Annotated in this window: 21 protein-coding genes and 1 pseudogene; 3 read left to right on the forward strand and 19 right to left on the reverse strand. The window is 59.9% G+C overall.

All coding sequences use genetic code 11. The annotated features are described in order from the left end of the window. Nucleotides 1–1303: pseudogene (locus FVQ98_RS18825) on the reverse strand (Tn3 family transposase); the annotation flags it as partial. On the opposite strand from FVQ98_RS18825, the gene FVQ98_RS20205 reads away from it, so the two are divergent. Further along, nucleotides 1199–1456, forward strand: a complete 258-nt coding sequence (locus FVQ98_RS20205) for a hypothetical protein (RefSeq protein ID WP_040214134.1) — start codon at nt 1199–1201, stop codon at nt 1454–1456. The pseudogene FVQ98_RS18825 and the gene FVQ98_RS20205 overlap by 105 nt on opposite strands. A gap of 91 nt (nt 1457–1547) precedes the next feature. Here the strand turns inward: FVQ98_RS20205 and FVQ98_RS18830 are convergent, their stop codons facing one another. The 12 genes from FVQ98_RS18830 to FVQ98_RS18880 all read right to left on the reverse strand — a co-directional run bounded on the left by FVQ98_RS18830 (nt 1548) and on the right by FVQ98_RS18880 (nt 9456). Further along, nucleotides 1548–2213, reverse strand: coding sequence for an FtsH/Yme1/Tma family ATP-dependent metallopeptidase (locus FVQ98_RS18830; RefSeq protein ID WP_187265809.1), 666 nt, complete (start codon nt 2211–2213; stop codon nt 1548–1550). A gap of 4 nt (nt 2214–2217) precedes the next feature. Beyond that, the gene (locus FVQ98_RS18835) at nt 2218–2622 is read right to left on the reverse strand and encodes a hypothetical protein (RefSeq protein WP_147914994.1); all 405 of its coding nucleotides are present in this window, start codon (nt 2620–2622) and stop codon (nt 2218–2220) included. Between the two features lie 10 nt (nt 2623–2632). Continuing rightward, a complete protein-coding gene (locus FVQ98_RS18840; RefSeq protein ID WP_147914995.1) occupies nt 2633–3160 on the reverse strand; it encodes a hypothetical protein in 528 nt (175 codons plus the stop codon). A gap of 9 nt (nt 3161–3169) precedes the next feature. After that, the gene (locus FVQ98_RS18845; RefSeq protein ID WP_147914996.1) at nt 3170–3745 is read right to left on the reverse strand and encodes a hypothetical protein; all 576 of its coding nucleotides are present in this window, start codon (nt 3743–3745) and stop codon (nt 3170–3172) included. Continuing rightward, nucleotides 3742–4080 carry a hypothetical protein gene (locus tag FVQ98_RS18850; protein ID WP_147914997.1) on the reverse strand — a complete coding sequence of 113 codons (339 nt, stop codon included), beginning with the start codon at nt 4078–4080 and terminating at the stop codon, nt 3742–3744. The genes FVQ98_RS18845 and FVQ98_RS18850 overlap by 4 nt, the downstream gene beginning before the upstream one ends. Beyond that, entirely contained in the window at nt 4077–5627 is a 1551-nt protein-coding gene (locus FVQ98_RS18855) for a zinc ribbon domain-containing protein (RefSeq protein WP_147914998.1), read from the reverse strand. Before FVQ98_RS18855 ends, FVQ98_RS18850 begins: the two co-directional genes overlap by 4 nt. 757 nt (nt 5628–6384) lie before the next feature. Further along, the gene (locus FVQ98_RS19790; RefSeq protein WP_187265810.1) at nt 6385–6708 is read right to left on the reverse strand and encodes a hypothetical protein; all 324 of its coding nucleotides are present in this window, start codon (nt 6706–6708) and stop codon (nt 6385–6387) included. After that, nucleotides 6695–6958 carry a hypothetical protein gene (locus FVQ98_RS18860; protein ID WP_147914999.1) on the reverse strand — a complete coding sequence of 88 codons (264 nt, stop codon included), beginning with the start codon at nt 6956–6958 and terminating at the stop codon, nt 6695–6697. The genes FVQ98_RS19790 and FVQ98_RS18860 overlap by 14 nt, the downstream gene beginning before the upstream one ends. A 7-nt stretch (nt 6959–6965) precedes the next feature. Further along, nucleotides 6966–7385 (reverse strand): DUF6283 family protein, encoded by a 420-nt coding sequence (locus tag FVQ98_RS18865; protein WP_147915000.1) that lies wholly within the window; start codon nt 7383–7385, stop codon nt 6966–6968. A 17-nt stretch (nt 7386–7402) separates the two neighbouring features. Beyond that, nucleotides 7403–7738: an H-NS histone family protein gene (locus FVQ98_RS18870; RefSeq protein ID WP_147915001.1), complete on the reverse strand. Its 336-nt coding sequence runs from the start codon at nt 7736–7738 to the stop codon at nt 7403–7405. Between the two features lie 63 nt (nt 7739–7801). Then, entirely contained in the window at nt 7802–8620 is an 819-nt protein-coding gene (locus tag FVQ98_RS18875; protein ID WP_147915002.1) for a hypothetical protein, read from the reverse strand. Nucleotides 8621–8943: 323 nt separating this feature from the next. Next, a complete protein-coding gene (locus tag FVQ98_RS18880) occupies nt 8944–9456 on the reverse strand; it encodes a hypothetical protein (RefSeq protein ID WP_147915003.1) in 513 nt (170 codons plus the stop codon). Nucleotides 9457–10571: 1115 nt separating this feature from the next. Between FVQ98_RS18880 and FVQ98_RS18885 the strand changes: the two genes are divergently transcribed. Beyond that, a complete protein-coding gene (locus FVQ98_RS18885) occupies nt 10572–10853 on the forward strand; it encodes a hypothetical protein (protein ID WP_147915004.1) in 282 nt (93 codons plus the stop codon). 99 nt (nt 10854–10952) lie between these two features. Here the strand turns inward: FVQ98_RS18885 and FVQ98_RS18890 are convergent, their stop codons facing one another. The 6 genes from FVQ98_RS18890 to FVQ98_RS18915 form a co-directional block, all read right to left on the reverse strand. Continuing rightward, on the reverse strand, nt 10953–11237 hold the full coding sequence (locus FVQ98_RS18890; protein WP_147915005.1) for a TrfB-related DNA-binding protein: 285 nt from the start codon (nt 11235–11237) through the stop codon (nt 10953–10955). A gap of 5 nt (nt 11238–11242) precedes the next feature. Further along, complete coding sequence (locus FVQ98_RS18895) at nt 11243–12388, reverse strand: ParB/RepB/Spo0J family partition protein (RefSeq protein ID WP_187265811.1); 1146 nt, start codon at nt 12386–12388, stop codon at nt 11243–11245. Beyond that, entirely contained in the window at nt 12388–13161 is a 774-nt protein-coding gene (locus FVQ98_RS18900; protein ID WP_147915007.1) for a ParA family protein, read from the reverse strand. Before FVQ98_RS18900 ends, FVQ98_RS18895 begins: the two co-directional genes overlap by 1 nt. Before the next feature lie 106 nt (nt 13162–13267). Continuing rightward, complete coding sequence (locus FVQ98_RS18905; RefSeq protein WP_147915008.1) at nt 13268–13711, reverse strand: single-stranded DNA-binding protein; 444 nt, start codon at nt 13709–13711, stop codon at nt 13268–13270. 274 nt (nt 13712–13985) lie between these two features. Continuing rightward, nucleotides 13986–14345, reverse strand: a complete 360-nt coding sequence (locus FVQ98_RS18910; protein ID WP_147915009.1) for a hypothetical protein — start codon at nt 14343–14345, stop codon at nt 13986–13988. 213 nt (nt 14346–14558) lie between these two features. Further along, the gene (locus FVQ98_RS18915; protein WP_147915010.1) at nt 14559–15017 is read right to left on the reverse strand and encodes a hypothetical protein; all 459 of its coding nucleotides are present in this window, start codon (nt 15015–15017) and stop codon (nt 14559–14561) included. Nucleotides 15018–15187: 170 nt separating this feature from the next. Here FVQ98_RS18915 and FVQ98_RS18920 point away from each other — a divergent pair, with 170 nt between their 5' ends. Beyond that, nucleotides 15188–16069, forward strand: coding sequence for a hypothetical protein (locus FVQ98_RS18920; RefSeq protein ID WP_147915011.1), 882 nt, complete (start codon nt 15188–15190; stop codon nt 16067–16069). Nucleotides 16070–16207: the final 138 nt, after the last annotated feature.

Raw genomic sequence — 16207 nt, forward strand, 5'->3', positions numbered from 1 at the left:
CGCACTGGCATGTCCGCTCATGACCGAGGCTGCCAGGTGCACCAGACTATCCCAATGCTTTTCGATCAAAGCGACGTCGACATTGGCTTCGCACACCGCAGCGATTTCTGCGGGCACTTTGGTGCCGCGTGGCACAAAGAGGTGGCGCTGTTTGAGTTCCTTCAACCGCGGGCAAAGATCAAAACCAAGCAAACGGGCATGTGACATGGCAAAGTCGGTGTAGCCATGGGTATCCACAGCAAGCTGGCTGGTCTCCAGCTTTTCTTGGCGGATGACACCTTCAATGGCCACGCCCGCCTGGCGCTCATTGAGCACAAAGGGCTGCGCATGGAAGATGCCCCACCGGTCTTTTACATGGGAGTAGATTCCAATGGAAGGTGTGTTGCGCCGAGGATCAAGCCGGGCTTGCCACACCCGTTTGGTGGTCTCCATGCTCATCATGTCAGAAGATGCCAAATCGGACCGCCCCCAGGTGGCGGCAATCGGGTGTCGCTGCATGAATTCCAGCACAGCCTGGCAGGCCTGGCTCAGACGCCGTTCGTCCCGCGCCCAGCGCATGGCCTGGCGAATGCTGGTGGCAGACAATTGCGGAATCATGCGCGCGCATTCGACCGCAGTCAGCTTTGCAATGGCGACGAGCAACGACCGCACGGGGCGAATTCCATCAATCAATCCCTCGCGGACCAGGGAGGCCCTGCTCGGTGGTTTGCGTTTCTGGGTTTCGGTGATCAAGGCTTCAAGACGGGCACGCAACTCAGCATCTGGCACCGCACCTTGCGCGCTCAAGGCAACAAGTTCGCCGAGCAGCGTTTTGTACATTGCGGCCCAATTGACGGTAGCGGGGACATCGGCGGCAGCCTGACGCCACAGATCGGCGATCCGGCGCTGCACCATAAGGATCAACTGGTCTGTGGTGGTGAACAGGCAATAGCTGATCGCGGTCGGCGCAGCGCGCCACTTCGTCGCGCAGTTCACGTACCAGTGAGCGGCGCTGGTGCTCGCTCATCCACTGGAATCCAAGGACCGTGCAGGCTACTTGTTGGTGATCGAATAGCGTGCGCCCGCGTTCATACATGGCTCTCAGCGAGGCGACTTCTGGTGCTGCAATGCCAAGCTCGTTGCCAAGGTGGCGCCACAAGGCTACTGGAATTACCCGAAAGGCACCGAGCAAACGCCCACTCATGCGCAGGAAACCAATATGGAGCGCCAGACCAAGCTTGTGGGAATCACCTCGGCGTGCATTGATTGCGTCGCGCTCGGCACCATCGAAGGTGAAAAATGCCTTCATCTCGAAGTCGCTGATATCGCGGGGGAGCCCACGCATCCCCAAAAACGTTGTGTGCCAACCCTGCATCGTGAACCTCAAAAGTGGGAGGCCACCATACCCGTTTACAAAGCGAACAGGAAAGTCAATGAAATCAACGGTCTACCCAGACCACCCCCGCGCCAGTGCTAGCTTTGCGTACCGTCACTTATTGCACTGAAAACGAGGAGACCCCAGTATGCAAGGCGGGGTAGGAGAGGTCGGTCATGGGCCGCCGGCCGCATCAAGCGAGTGCAGGAGTCGGAAAGCTGGCGGGAATTTGGACCCCCGCGAAGAGGCTTTGGAGCTCCCGCGCGGAGAGACGCTTGTGCAGCTCGATCTCGTTGGCAAGATCAGCCAAGACACTGCGGTTGACGCTCAAGAAGGCCCGCACCTGCAGGCGCTGCAGGGTCAACGCGCGCGTGAGCAGGCGCTGGTTGAGCATGGCTTGGTACTCATTGGCCGGCTTGGCAAAAAAGACCTCGCCACGGCACAGCGTGAGGTAGTCCTGAGCATGCTCGGTCCACTGAGCCAGGTCTTGTCCAGGGCCGACGGTTTCTTCGCTGAGTAGGGCTTGCTCGGCGGCCTGGCCAGCCAAGAGCATGAGCATTTGCCAACGCAGGAACGTGAGATCTTCCAGCTGGTGTGGGTAGATGATTCTGGTCACCTCGCCAAGCACGTCGTCGCGGCCTGGCCGTTCGAACAGGTTGACCGTCACGTAATCGGGGAGCGGGCGCAGGGCGGCATAGAGCAGGGCGTGGCCTGCCTCGTGGACGGCGATCGCACGGACATCGCGGGCCGAGAGTTGGTCCCGGCGCTTGAGTGCCGCGTAGAAGGCCGGTGTCGGGTTGCGCGGCGATGGCGCGCTGAACCTGCCGGACCTCAGGCGGCCCAGCAGGTTCGACAACATTGCCTTAGGCATTTTGGGTGCCCACGATCAAGGAGGTTGTGACATCGAAAAGCAGATTCTTGCGAGCGAAAGCCACGTCTTCGTCAGCGGGAGGGGTCCTGGCTTCGCGATCGGCTTGCTCCAGCAGAAGGTCTACCGCCGCCCTGACGGCGTCGAAGAAGGGCATCGTGAAGGTCTGCATCGTGGGGTCTGTCATCACATTGTTTTGCAGCTCCGCGGCCGCGGCAACGGATGGGGACGCTTCGATCACGATACGCACATCCGAACCCACGGCGGTGATGGGTATGTAGATGGGCACATTGGCATTCGGCGAGCGAGCGCGGATGCTCGCCACGATTTCTTGTGCGAGGGCGAGGGCTGCTCGCGCCGGGTCAGCGGCATCACGCGCGGCGATCGGGACGGGGCACATGCTGGTTCCTTCAGACAGGCACTGGGTTGAATCGTTCGAAGCGGACGATGCGGACCAAGGGATTCGCGTGCCAGCTCTGCTCACCGTATGTGCGTCGCCAGTGGTTGGCGAACAGCTCCAACGGGCAGCGATGCAGGCGCGGTTCAATACCTTCTTCGATCGCGGCCATGCGCGTGATGTCGTGCAGGCGCTCGGTCGGCGCGGCGATGTAAGTCAGGATGGTTCGAACCGCCCAAGCTGGGAGGCGGTAGGCGGGCCACCAGGGACGCGACTTGGCCAGCTGGGAACACCAGGCCTTGGCATCGGCAGGGGCGGCAAGAAACGCGCCGTCCGCTGCGTACTTGATGCCAGGGCCAAGATCCGGGTCAACATACGGCCGCCACGGCTCTCGGCAAAGGATGCGATCACCGGGCTCTGCGTTGGGGCAGGCATTGGCGCTTTCAAGGTCGGGGTGATAGGGCCGACGCGAGCTGACCTGATGGCCCGCGCGCAGCGCGAGGATGTTGGTCGTCGAGAAAACCAGGCTGTGTTCACGCATGGTGGCACCTCAAGTGGTTAGTGGAAGCGGCGCAGCGCTCAGATCGACCAGGTAGCCGGCATCGGTCAGCGTGCCTGCCGTTGCCTGCGCCTGGTCGTGCGAAGAGAATTGGCGCGGGTCCAAGCGGAACTGGCCCAGAGCCTTGGGATGGCCGTCGTCATCCCATGGTTGGTCATCAGGGAAGACGGCGAGGCCTTCGTCATTGACCATCAAAAGGAGGCCGCGGGGGACCATGTATTTCGCGTCGACCAGCTCGCGCGCAAACAGGTTAGGGCGCGTGGTGGCCACGACGTGCATGCCGGTCAAGGGGTAGTCCATTGCTGTCAAACGCACGGCATCGAAGCCGGTGAGCCGGAACGCGTCCCATGGCACGTCAAGCCACTCCACTTCGGCGCCGCCGGCGCTTGCGAGCGGCGTCCAGCCCTCCTCCTCAAGTGCAGCGAGGATCGCGGGCAGGCGCTTGGCAACCGGCACGATGCGACGCAGGGCGGCCAGCAAGGCGTGCGGCGCGTCGTCGTCGGCAAGGTTCGGGTGCTCCACCATGAACGGCTGGTGGTCGAAGTAGCTGGGGCAGGCGAGGATCACAGGTGGAGCTCCTGTTCAAGCTGGGTGATGAAGCCGATCTCGTCGTCGGTTACTGCGGCGAGCGAGTCGGCCAATGCGAGGTGAACCGTCAGGGCTCGAATGCGTGTGCGCATCGTGGCCAGCTGGGCATCGGTGAAGCGAAGGGCCGCCGCGGTGCCGTGGACGGAATACTGGAGCGATGACACGAGACGGCGCACGTCGGCGAGGGTCCGCTGGGTGCGAAAGCTCTCCGTCGACGCAGCGTGGACCCACACGGGGTAGTCCGGGACGCGCGAGTGCCCGATCGCGGCTGTGTCCAGCTGCGGGCGGTGGTAGGCGGGTGGAAAGTGCCTCATGCTCGGTTGTCCACAGATTCTGTGGATAAATGGGCCTCGGGAGCCTGCGAAGGCACGGCTGGCGTGGCGGCGTCGGGGCGCGACATATTTAAGCGATCGGCACTCTGGGGGCCGAAGGCACGTTGCGCGATTTGGCGCGCAGCGTTCTCGTCGGGGTCGTATGCCAGGCCACAACCTTTGCAGTGAACGACCGCGCCGGTGGCGGGTGGGTTGATGTGTCCGCACGCGATGTGCTGGCGGGTGGTGAGGTGAGGTGACACCTGAACGACGGCGATGCCATGACTTTCGGCAGCTTCGCGCACGCACCGAAGCAGCTCGGACACCGCGGCCATGCTTTGCTGAGAACGGTGGATCGGCAGCTGGGCATCTTCGAACATGAGCGCGCGCAGGTTCAGCCGCTCCACTGCAATGCGGCTGACGGTCGAGCACAACGTGTTGGCGTATTTCCGGTACAGGGCCAGCCGTTCGCGCGAGAGCCGGGCCCACAGGTTCTGCGACTCGTGACGAAGGCTGCGGGTATGCAGCGCCCATCGGCGAATGGATGTCAGCTGTGCGGGGTTGAGGCCGGCCCCAGTGCGTGAAGCGCGCAGCAGCGCGCGCCAGGATTGCGATGGCACCTCACCTGAAGGCGAGGCGACGGCTGCGCGCGAGGTGCGGGTCAGTTCCGCGTCGACGTTCTCCAGGTAGGCAAAGTCGGCGACGATACTCAGCGGCAACACGAAGCGCGTGATCTGGTCACCAATCAAGGTGGTCGTAACAAGCAGGCCATCGTGTGTCATGCGCCAGCCGACATCGAGGGCAGCGTGAGGGCGGCCTTGCGCGGGGGTCAGTGCCGGGGTAGGCACGGAAACAAGAAACGAGACCTCTTGGCGCCAGAGGGCGCCATGCTGCGTGCCGCTGACATTCACTTCATGGACCTGGCAGTCGTCGGGCAACTGGCGATGCATCACAAACGGCCACTCGCCGTAGATGTAGTTGCCGCGTGCGTCGTCGAGCTTGTCGATCGGCATGCGCAGGAGCGCATGCTTGGAGCCGGGATCCGTCACCACCGAAAGCGGGGAGACGGTTTGCTCTCCTAGCGCAGCGCCGGCGGTCATGAATTCCGAAGGGGAAAGAGGGCGCTTCGGGCGATAGGTGAAATTGCCCTTGATCTTCGGAGTGACGGCGGGCGCCTTTGGCTGCAAACGCTTCAGATCTCGGGTGGCCGTCAGATGCAGCCGAAAGAACCGATCCCAGATCGCTCGGCGGTTCTGCCAATAGACATCGGCGCCAAGACATGCTGCGCCCTCGCGCAGCGCTGCTCGGTTGTCTTTGGTGGTTTGAGACGCCGCCGCGGCGCGCGCTGCGGCGTGCCAGGTAGCGCGCTCCAGCGTGCTCGGCCGATCGGTTGGGATGACAATGTCCAGAGCCTCAGCAGTGCGCTCAAGGTACTTGTTGTGCAAGTCGACGTATGCATTGAAGAGGCGCCGGTGCTTGTCGAGAACACGCATCGCAGCCGGGTCGAATCCGGCTCGATTGGGTGTTCCGAAAGTGAAGCGACGGTGCATGTTCAGGAGCAAGAAAAGTAGGCGTGACGCGTTGCTTTTCTATGATGCACAAGCGCGCCAATAATTGCAAAGATTATATGACTATGCGCGCACCTTCAGGCGCTGCAGTCAACTGCGGCCAGTTGCAAAAATGAGGTTGTGGCTGCAACGACCGCGATGAATCTGGCCACGCTGTAACGACCGAGAAGAATCCCGGACGCGCTGCAACGGTTGGAAGCTCGCCCGCCAGCTTCATTCTGTTGACTGGGACTGTCGGGCGTTTGTAAAGCGCGGGCTGTGACAGGGCGTGCCTGGGCGAGATGAATCCTTCCACCAGGTCATGCGCATCCCTTTGCCGGCACACCCTGATGAATGCTTACTGCGCTTCTTGTAATGCGTTCCGCTGGGATCCTGGCCAGGATGATTTCTGCTGCTCAGGATGGCCAGGCGCAACCTGACACGCATTGTTTGTAATGCGCCTGCGGCGCCGTTGTAACGCGCCTTCGGCGCTTGGTGTAATGCGCTTCGCGCACGGTAAGGCGCTGCGCGCGGCGGTGAGAAGAATCCCGTATGTCGACGAATTCCGGGCGGCGATCAGAGGTGGCGCCTTTGCCGGATTGACCTTTGGACTTCAGGGGCACCCTATGGGGGCGGTGTCACCTTTGGCATAGAGGCGAGCTGCTGAGCGTCATTGGGGCCCGCCGGCGGATCTGTGGCGCCGGCAGAGGAATTGCCTTTGAGGCAAAGGATGCCCTTTTGGCTGGGTTCGCTCGCGCCTTCAGCTGGTGAATGCTGACCAGTCAGGCTTACAGCCACGACTCAGGCTGGCCATCATGTAGTCGTACTCAGCTTTCGGCAGCTCGAAGTGCAGCACGGCCCGACCTTGGGAGCGGCTGCTCCTGGGCATCAGGCGCACATGGTTTTTGGTGAGCCTGCCTGGTGTCTTCGAGAGGGCTCGCAGCACCCTGCGCGTGGTAGCTGGACCTTCGTGCTCCCATCCCAAGCGTGCGGCGATCTGATGGCACAGCCACTCGTCGCCGTACATCACAGCTGGGTTGTCGGATTCCAGCAGTACCTGGATGGCAGCATCACACGCGCGCATGGTCTTCCCGTTTGATCGCTTGCGCAGCCTGGCGAATGCGGCGCGCCGCGGCCGCGGCAGTGTCGCCCGCACTTGACCAGTCGTGGTGCCACCACTCGATCACTGCAGCGGCGGACTTGAGGGACGGTGCCGCGCACACCTCGCGGACTTCGGTGACCACGTCGCGCCACCAGGCGGCATCGCCGATCACGGTGGCATCAATGGCCGCGCAGTAGACGTTCACGGCCTGGTCGTGAGTCAACGCGTGCATGTCGTTCTCAACCGCGGCACGGCGCCAGCACAGGATCGTCCGGTGCAACGCCGTTGGCTATGGCCATGGCTCGATAGCTGTCGTGCAGAGGATGGCCACCGTCCCGCATGTCCAGGCACTCGCCCCGCATGCGCTTCAAGCGGACAACCAAATTGTGATCAGCGCCGCGCAGCAAAAAGCCTGCGCACGCAGCTGGCCGGCTGGATCCGGACTGGTGGCAGGCGAACGCGTGCTCCGACATGTCGTATGCGGTGTGCGCCGACTGCTTGAAGGCCTCGGCCGGGAATTCGCCAACTGCATCGAGCCGCCAAGGGCAGTTGCTGCACGGCTGTCGACGGTAGGCCGATCCAGAGACCAGCACGGTGACAACCTGGTGCTCACCGTGCTCGTTCGAGCCACCTGGTCGGATGTTCGAGATCGACCCCATCGGGCAGAGGGTTTGCCTCAGGCAACCTGGTGCTCGCCGGCGGAGGCATCGGCGGCAGAAGCGCTGGCCGCATCCTGGCGCGTGATCAAAAACTCGCGCCGATCCTTGTGTGCCAGCCACGCCGGGGCCCGGCCTCTGCCTGACCAGGTCGTTCCGGTCACCGGATCCCTGTACTTGGCATCCTTGGATTTTCTGGTGAGGACCGTGAGCAGCTGCGCGCGCTTGATCCCGTACTGCTCCACGATGCGGGCGATTTCGCCAAGCGCGGTGGACAACTCGGCTTGCCTGGCAACTTCAATCTGGGCTTGCAGTTCTTTCCTGCGTGCTAGCAATTCGCTGAGTGATGCGCTCATTTGGATGAAAGGGCCTGTTCAATGCGCCTAAATGGTAAGCCCTGAAAAAAGTCAGCGCAAGCCTTAGCGATCAATTGGGATGAGGCGAATCAAGCCGCTTGGCTTAATCAAACATCTAGTTACCGATTTGCGTTCCCAATCATAATCTCTCGGCGATTCGGCTAGGGGCGTTTTTCTGGCCGGTGGTGCAATGATGTCCAAATCGACCAGCTGGCGTAAGGTGGCCGCAGCTTTTTCGGAGGTCAAGCCGGTCACATAGCAAAGTTCCGAGAAAAGGACATTTGACCAGCCATCCCGAGCTGAGTCGACAAGAAAACGGATTACCAGCTTTTGAATTGTCGGGAGTTTTGCGCTCCAGACCATGATGTTCATGATCGGATAATGACCCGGTAGCCTCGGCAGACTATTAGGATCGTCCTTGGCAAAGGCTTCCCCTTGTTGCCCTTTGGGTTTTTTGCCTTGTTGGGAGATCAGTTTGACTTTTCTGATGTCAATCGAATAGCGGCGTTGCCGTGCCGGCCCTTCAATACTGACAATTCCACTGGCTTCGAGTGATTTAAGCGTGGCGTCCGAATCGCTGCGTGCACAAAACGCGTGCTGCGCGATTAAAGCGGAATCAGCGTAACAATACCAGTCGTTTGCGGTGTGCCAGGCGATGGAGAGCAGCACGCTTTTGGCGAGCATGTTATCGGTTGGAATCTCATAGACTACGTCCAGCAATTCACCTGAGACTTGTTTGATGAATTGATCGACTTCCAGCTCGTCAATAGGCTCGCTCTTTTTGGGAGCCGTTCTCCGCTTCACTTTGGTAGCGGGAACCGATCGCACCGCTTTCTTGGCTGGCGTTTTTGCGGGGACTTTCTTGGTGGTGGACGCGTTCATTGATCGCCTCTCTTCGGATGGTTCAGTTTCCAATCAATGCCGAGGACAGTTCGTCGGCCCGCAAAACCTGTCGGACTATAGCGGATGAGCCCTTAGTGCGTCATTGATGTGACACGAATGATGTGTAAGCGCACATGACATTCCAGTGCCTGGCAAGAGGGCGGATTGTAGTGGATGGGCAGGCGCATGTAAGTATTAGGTGTGTCTCGTGCGCGGGACCCCCTTGAGCGGCCGCGGCCGGAGAGGGCGCATGTAAGTACTAGATGGTGATGAGCGGTGCGAGCTCTGGCGCCCGGCGGGCGAGCGTGAGGCGCATGTAAGTATTAGATGGCGTTGAGCGCGCGCTTGCCCTGCACGAAGATGGGCGCGGTGCTGACCCGTGCCGTCCGCCTGCGCAGCTGGCGAAGGATCTCCTCGGTCTTCGCGCGCTCGGCCAGGCATTCCTCGATCATCCGCAGGACGAGCTTGACCCGCTGGCCCTCCGGGTAGTCGCGCTTGCCCTTCATCGGCCGCATGGCTTCCAGCTTTTTGCCCTCTTCGAGGACCAGGCGCTGCTGGTACCAGCCGTACCTGGACCGCTTCACGCGGATGAGGGTGGGCTCCATGTCAAACCCCAGAACCTTGTCCATTTTGATGCGGCTTCGCTTTTGAAATACCACTTCGATTCGGTCTTCCACGTCCGGCCACAGGATTTGGATTTTCCTATTCGCCTCAAAGATCAGCATGTCGTAGTCGAGTATTCGGTTAATCGCAAGGCCCACGGTCTTGATGCATGCGTCCGCGAACAGGTCCATCCTTTCGGGTGGCGTTTGTTTGGGATTGGGTGGTTTAGGCATGGCTGAATTCTCCAGACAAAAAGCAAAGGCAGAGAACAAGCCTTTTATAGCAAAGGCATAGGAAACTTATTTTTGGCAAAGGCATAGGAAAACCATTTTCGAGACAAAGGCAGAGGTTTACCTTTTCTCGGCGGAAGGCATAGGAGCTTGCATTCCTTTCGGCGCGCGTTAGTCCCAGGCAGAGGAGAGCCTTTTTGCAGAAAGCGTGGGGGGTGAGGGAACCTATGTGGTTCAGGGCAAGAAGGCGGGGGGGTAAGGTACTGGGTTGGGGGTGGCCACCTGGCCTGGCGGCAAACTCCGCCGGTGGCAGTCTGGGTCGTGCGGGGCCAAATGGCGAGCCGAGCGCTTCATTAGGGCGGGGAGGCCAGTCGCGGGGTATGACCGGCGAGAGGCCAACTTTGGGGTGACCGGGATCCGCGGGCAATTTTTGTGCGGCTTTGCTGCGCGATGGTGGTTGCCGGCAGAGGGAGTAAGTGAGGGGCGGCGTTGAATTACATTTGCAGCATACGACGGGGGCGGTTATTCCTTTGGGGCCGTTCGAGCTGGATGGGCTGAGGCGTTGCCCTAGCCTCGGCCGGGGCCGCCTGAACACAGCGCTGTCGTTGGTTCTGGTGCTCCCTTTGATATTGCCGATGCCGAAGGCCGAAGAAACAGAATGAGCCGCTGGTTTTATTTGCCGGTGCTGATTCAGAGCGGACTTCGTTTGGCGGCACCGTGCTGCGCCAGCTGCAACGCAAGGCGGATCTTGCTGCGTGACGAACTTAGTTTTGCGGATGTCGAACCGAGCGCGAGTTGGCCAAGGGGAGGCCTCTGATCGGCCCAGGAGCGGTTTTTTTGACCAGCCGTACCGTTGAGCACTGCCCACCTGTTCACGCGTTTCTGGCGCGTTTGTGCGCTTCGCGGCCGCAGCCAGGCAGACGGCTGGACCTTTGGCGACTGGATGTTCCATGTTAGACATAGTTCGGCAAAAGTATGTAGAGACTTCGGCGGAAGTAGATGCAGGAACCAAGACTAGCGTAATGCAGTTGTCAAAGTTACTGGTTTTGGCATAATTAGACGTCGGCCTAGTGGTACTTCGGCAAAACTAAGTCTCAACATCTTTAGGAAGAAGTGACATGGCAACTGGTGACAAGTCGGTGATGGGGCGGCCTCGCAGCGCGCCGGTCTGGGATTCAAAAATGAATTACCGATTGACTGTTGCTGTTCAGAATGACAGGGACGTTCACACGGCGCTTTTTGAGGCTGGTGAAAAATCGAGCGAATTCCTCATCGCCTGTGTGCGGCATTACCTGAAGGCGATCAATAGTCCTTGCCTGGAAACGGACTACCAGAATCAGGTCATTGCGAAGGCGCTGTCTATCCCGGCGCCCGATGCCGATTCAGCGTCCGCCCAATGAGGTTCTGCGGTAAGATGTGGTGGCAGGTTGCTCCCTGATACCTGCGTAGACTGACTTCATAAGCCCGGCAGTGATGCTGGGCTTTTTTTTGCTCGACCTTTAGGTTTTGCCTGCCAGCTTGTTCGCTTCTTCAAGCATTAGGGATGCCCTGCGAACGATATTCACCGCGCCGTTTACATTCTGTCTGCTACAGCCATGCTGAGTGGCAATGGTGCTTTGCGGGAGCCCGTCCACTAAATGGAGCTTGGCCAATTTAAGGCGATCGCTTGTAACGCGCCTTAGCAGCAGGGCAACGGCAGCGAACTCGGCTTCGGTAAATCGCTGACCGGCCAGTGGCCGGCCGCGCTTGCCGGCCTGCGCTTTTGGAGTGCTTTCAGCTGGCATGTGCTTCAGAGCATTTTCTCGATCTCGTCGGCGGAGAATTCCTCTTCGCCGGCGGCATCTGCGCCACTGAGAAAAGCTGCGAGTCTCCTTGCAGCTCTGCCTTCCATTCCGAACGTGCCCTCGCGCAATCCTTTCATCACGGCCGGTGCGGTCCGGCTCGTTCTGTGCCCTTTATCGAACCACTCGCGCGCATCAGCCGCGTCTTGACCAGGTGCTGCCTGCGATTCGATTTTGGCTTGCCGGCTGGCTGCGGCCGTCGGTGCCGGCGAAGTCGGTGGGGGCGAGGTTGTGAACGGCGATTCATCGCCGCCAGCCGCGCCCATGCCGGCCAGGATGTCGCCACCCCCGCCACCATGTACGGGCCTGGCCGTCGTGACGCTGGGCGCCTGGCCCGCGAATATGTCCCCCGTTCGATCATCGCGATCGGGGTCAGTGGCTTTTGCTTTGGCCTTGGGCGGTTTCTCCGGCTTGCCGCGGTCTTTGACTTCCTTCACGATTTTTCGAGCGGAAGTCGACTTGTCGCTTTCTTTCAATCTCTCGACGATCTCCTCGGCCTTGGCTGGGTCTTCGCGCTCGATGGTTGCCACGGCGTAGAGCAGTTCCTTGTCGCTGCTGATTTTCTCGGACACCAGTCGCTTGGTGGTCTCCGGCAGGTCCAGGATGGCCATGGCCTTCACGTACCAAGCGCGCGAGATGCTGTTTCGGGACAGCAGCTCTTCGACTGATCCGAGATGGTCCAGCTGGGCCTTGAGGGCGTTTGCCTCCTCTTCCTGTTCCAGGTTTTTCCGGTGGACGTTTTCCTCGTACTGCAACTGCCTGATCTTTTGCTCTGCGCCTTCTTCGGGGAAGTGATAGACCTTTGCGGGGATCTGGGTGAGGCCAGCCAGCCGGCTGGCGCGGCATCGACGCTCACCCCAAATGAGGATGTAGTTGCCTTTCGTAGGGTGAACCCATACGCCGATCGCCTGCATGACGCCACTTTTTTTGATGCTCTCGGATAGACCGGCCACCGTGTGATCCCCGTCGAACTTCTTTCGAATCTGCGGGCGAACCTCGATGTCATCGAGGTTGATGTTGATGGTGAGCGGTGCGTCCAGGATCTCGTTGATCGTGCTGCCCTTGGACTTGAGCTTTGTGAACGGATTGCTCATCAGTGGATCCTCCTGAGGATTTCGGAGCAGGCTGCTTTCCATTCGCGGGCGGCGGCCAGGTGGCCGCTACCCTTGGTGCGGTACCACACGGGTTTGCCAGAAGCGATCGCTGCCCGGACTGAGACGCGCTCGCGAAGTTCGACTGGCAGCACGGCGTCGCCGTACTCGCTTCTGAGGCTGGCCAGCGCTTCGACGACGGCTGGCGAGCGGGAGGTGGTTTTCATCGGGACGATGCCGATGTGCTTGAGCTGAGGGTTCAGCCCGTTGCTGCGGACGGCGCGGAAGGTGGAGTTCAGCTTCTCGACGCCGGCGAGTTCGTAGAGCCCAACCGCGACCGGGGTCACCACGAAATTGGCTGCGGTCAGCGCGCCCATGAGCACGTTGCCCAGGGTAGGTGGTGTGTCGATGATGCAGAGGTCATACAGGCCGCTGAGCTGCTGCAGCGCCTGCGCGGGATTGGTCAACACCCCGTTGTCTTCTTTCTCGACGTTGATCAGCTCGTTGTCGGCTGGTATGAGGGCCATAGGACCTGGTCGCAATTCGCTGTGCATTCCCCTGAGAACATCCGGCGTGTCCTCGCCGAAGAGAACTGACGCTGTCAGCCCTTCGGCCACGAGTGGGACGTGGTCGAAGGTAAGGCTGAGATTGCCCTGCAAGTCGAAGTCGACCAGCAGAACCTTCGAGCCTTGCTCTACGGCGGCGTAGGCCAGGTGAACGGCCAATGTGGTTTTGCCGACGCCGCCTTTCTGATTGGCGACGGTTAGGATTTTCATGAGGTTGTTCCTCCAGATGATTGAGTTGCGTTGACTGATGTGAATAGCCCATGTGCTTTGCAATGGGCCTTATTTGTTTAGACTAGTGCTATCAAAAACGCAGCTGTTAGAACGGCAAATCGTCGTCCATATCTGCGAATCCGCGTGTGTCCGGTGACACCTCTGGTGGAGCCTCTTCCTGAGGTGGAGGCGTTGTCGGTGCAGCCTTGTCGGCAGGCTTGCGTTCCAGGCTTTGCACGTCGCTGCTGCGGATCTCGGTCGTGTAGCGATCGACGCCGTTCCTGTCCGTCCACTTGCGCGTCCGCAGTTTGCCAATCACCTGCACGGAGTCGCCCTTCTTGAGATAGGTCGCTGCGAATTCCGCGGTCCCCTTCTGCGTGACGATGTTGTGCCACTCGGTATGCGACTTCGGTTCGCCCGTGTTCTTGTCTTTCCATCGTTCGGTTGTGCCCATGCGGAAAGTCGTCTGCGGTGTGCCGTCGGGGAAATAGCGCTTTTCCGGGTCCGTGCCCAGGTACCCGGTCAGTACTGCCATGTTTGTTGATGCCATGTCGTTCCTCTTGGTTGGGGGGGAGGCCGGCCGAGGCCGCCTTTGGGGTGGTGATTTAGATCACGCTTCGCATTCTTGCGAAATTGCAGGCGCTGTCAATGCTTAAAGCTTGCATTAATCGGAGCATAGGGTAACAAAGGGCGGGCAGCTACGAAAACAAGAGCAGTAATTGCAGGACGTAGACGATACGAGCGTTTCGCGCGCGCGAACATTTGCAGTGTTTCATGGGAGCGACAGACGAAAAAAAGCCGCCCTGAAGAGGCGGCTTTGGGGATCAGTGTGATGTCTCACCGACATCGAATTCGGCGTCATGCTCTCCCATGGCTTTGGCGACCATGGTGAAGAGCTCGGCGGTTGCCTGGCCATAGATTTCTGGGCGATCCCAAAAACCCGTGCCGTGCCCGTTTCGTGTCAGCCAGAGGTCATGGCCGAGCCGTGTCGCGTCCAGGGCTTCGAGTTTGAGTGGCCACGGAGCTTCGCGCAGGGAGTCCGTGAACCGTTGGCAGGCGTTGTGGACCTGGCAACGGCACAGCGCCGTCAGTTGTGCTGTCGCTGGGGGTTGGTCGAGATCCCCGGTTTCGGTGAAGTAGATCGCCTCGATGTAGGCGTCGGACATGCGTTGAACATCCAGCATGGGTCCTCCGTTTGATGGAAGGGTTGAACATGCGTGGAGATGGCCGTCTTGATAAAACCCGCCTGGCCGGCAGGCCCGATCCATGAAACAATGACGGCGGATCGGATCGAACCCAGTGCACGGGCATGTGCAACATATATCCCCAACCCGATCCCCTTTTCGGGCAAAGAAAAAGGAACCCGCAGGTTCCTTTGTGTAGATCAAAAATGCTTGTCAGAATTTGGCAAGTATCGATTCGATTTTGGTGGATTTCCAGTTGCCTGGTTCCTGGCCATCACCGAATTTCTCGTCCAGAAACTGGACAATTTCAGTCGTTGATTTGCTTTGAAGCGTTTCGAGCTCTTGGCCAGAAAGGCGTTTGAGAGCGAGACCGAGTGCGGCACCTAAAGCTACTGGAGGCAAGTCCTTTGGGGAGTCGACCTCGCGGCTTTGTGGCTTGCTCCTGTTGAGGAGCTGCTTCAGGCGGTTTGACGCGGTGCTGATCCGAATCAGCGTATCGACGAGGCTTGCGTACAGACGCGCCGTGAGGCGCAGCAGGTACACGGCAGTGACGAACATGGCGACAACGGCCAGCATCTTCGACACCGGAATGGCGAAGGACAGCGGGATGCCGATGGCGCTAAGGATCGAGGCGGCGAACGCCTGAAAAAACTCAAAAAGAGACTGGATCACGTCGACTCCTGGGAGGCTGGCGCCTGGTTGAACATCCCTGGAGATGGCGAGTCGGTGAAATGTGTGGTCGCCGGCGCATTCGGCCTGGCCAGGCCTGCGCGGGCTTTCGAGCTGGTGCTATTTCCTTGGATGTTCAACCAGTCCCGATGGGACTATCCAAGGAGTGAAGCATGTCCAATGTTTCTCATGTTGCTGTGCGCGAGCCGAAGCAGTACAGCGTAAATGTTTGGGGTGACGATCAAGTCGCCATCGTCAAGTTCGAGATCAGTGAAGAAGCGGCAATGCAGATTGTCGAGCTGTCGAAGTTGGCGGCTGCGCTCGATCTCACAGGCGTGAGCCGCACCAGCTGGCTGTGCACGTACTACGAAGACGACGAAGAGACCGAGGTGCGAACGGAGGCCCCCGAGTTGGTGGTCGGCAAAGAAGGGTTCTACTTCCAGGCGATGCTGCGTCACGACGATGTGATGATTCAGTCGGAGGAGCAGCCGATCGCTGATCTCGTCGCGCACTTGGAAGTGGCAGAGGCGCCCTCGCCGATGTCGAAGATCCAGGCGGCATTCGCTGACATCACCGTCGGCTACGAAAAGGGTCTCAGAGATGCCATGGAGTCAGTCGTTCTTGCCCTGGGCGAGGGCGTGCTGCGCTCGAAGTTGAACGCGGCGATTGACACGGTCTTGGATGCCTGCGCGAACAACGACCAGTTGGCCGAGGTCAATGAATCGGATGACCCTCTGGGCCGGGTTCAAGCGCTGCGCGATCTTGGTTTCGCCGTCGCCATCTGGACGCCCGATGAGCTACACGAGGGGGTGGACATCAGTGTCTTACAGGATTTGATGGTGGAGCGCGGTTCGAGCTACATCGACAGCACACGACTGCTGTCACCGTTCGTCGTGGTCCTTCGGGAAGACGATCTGCACAGCATCAAGTTTGCGTGTCAAGCTGAGGACCCTGAGCACGCTCAGGAACAGGCGGAGAACGCCTACCCGGCGGCAACTGTGCTTTCTGTCGTGGAGGCGGATCTGGAGGCCGCCGGCGCTACCGGCACAAATTGATCGCATCAGCCCAGCTCACTCTTTTTTGGAGTGGCTGGGCTTTTTTGTGAGCAGGCAAAAAAAAGGGGAAATATGTACTTAACAAACCATAGCCTGCAATGGGCTACGGTAGGACGCTGACCTAGCGGCTACTTCTTG

This window comes from Ottowia flava, from assembly GCF_008017535.1.
Lineage (GTDB): Bacteria > Pseudomonadota > Gammaproteobacteria > Burkholderiales > Burkholderiaceae_C > Ottowia > Ottowia flava.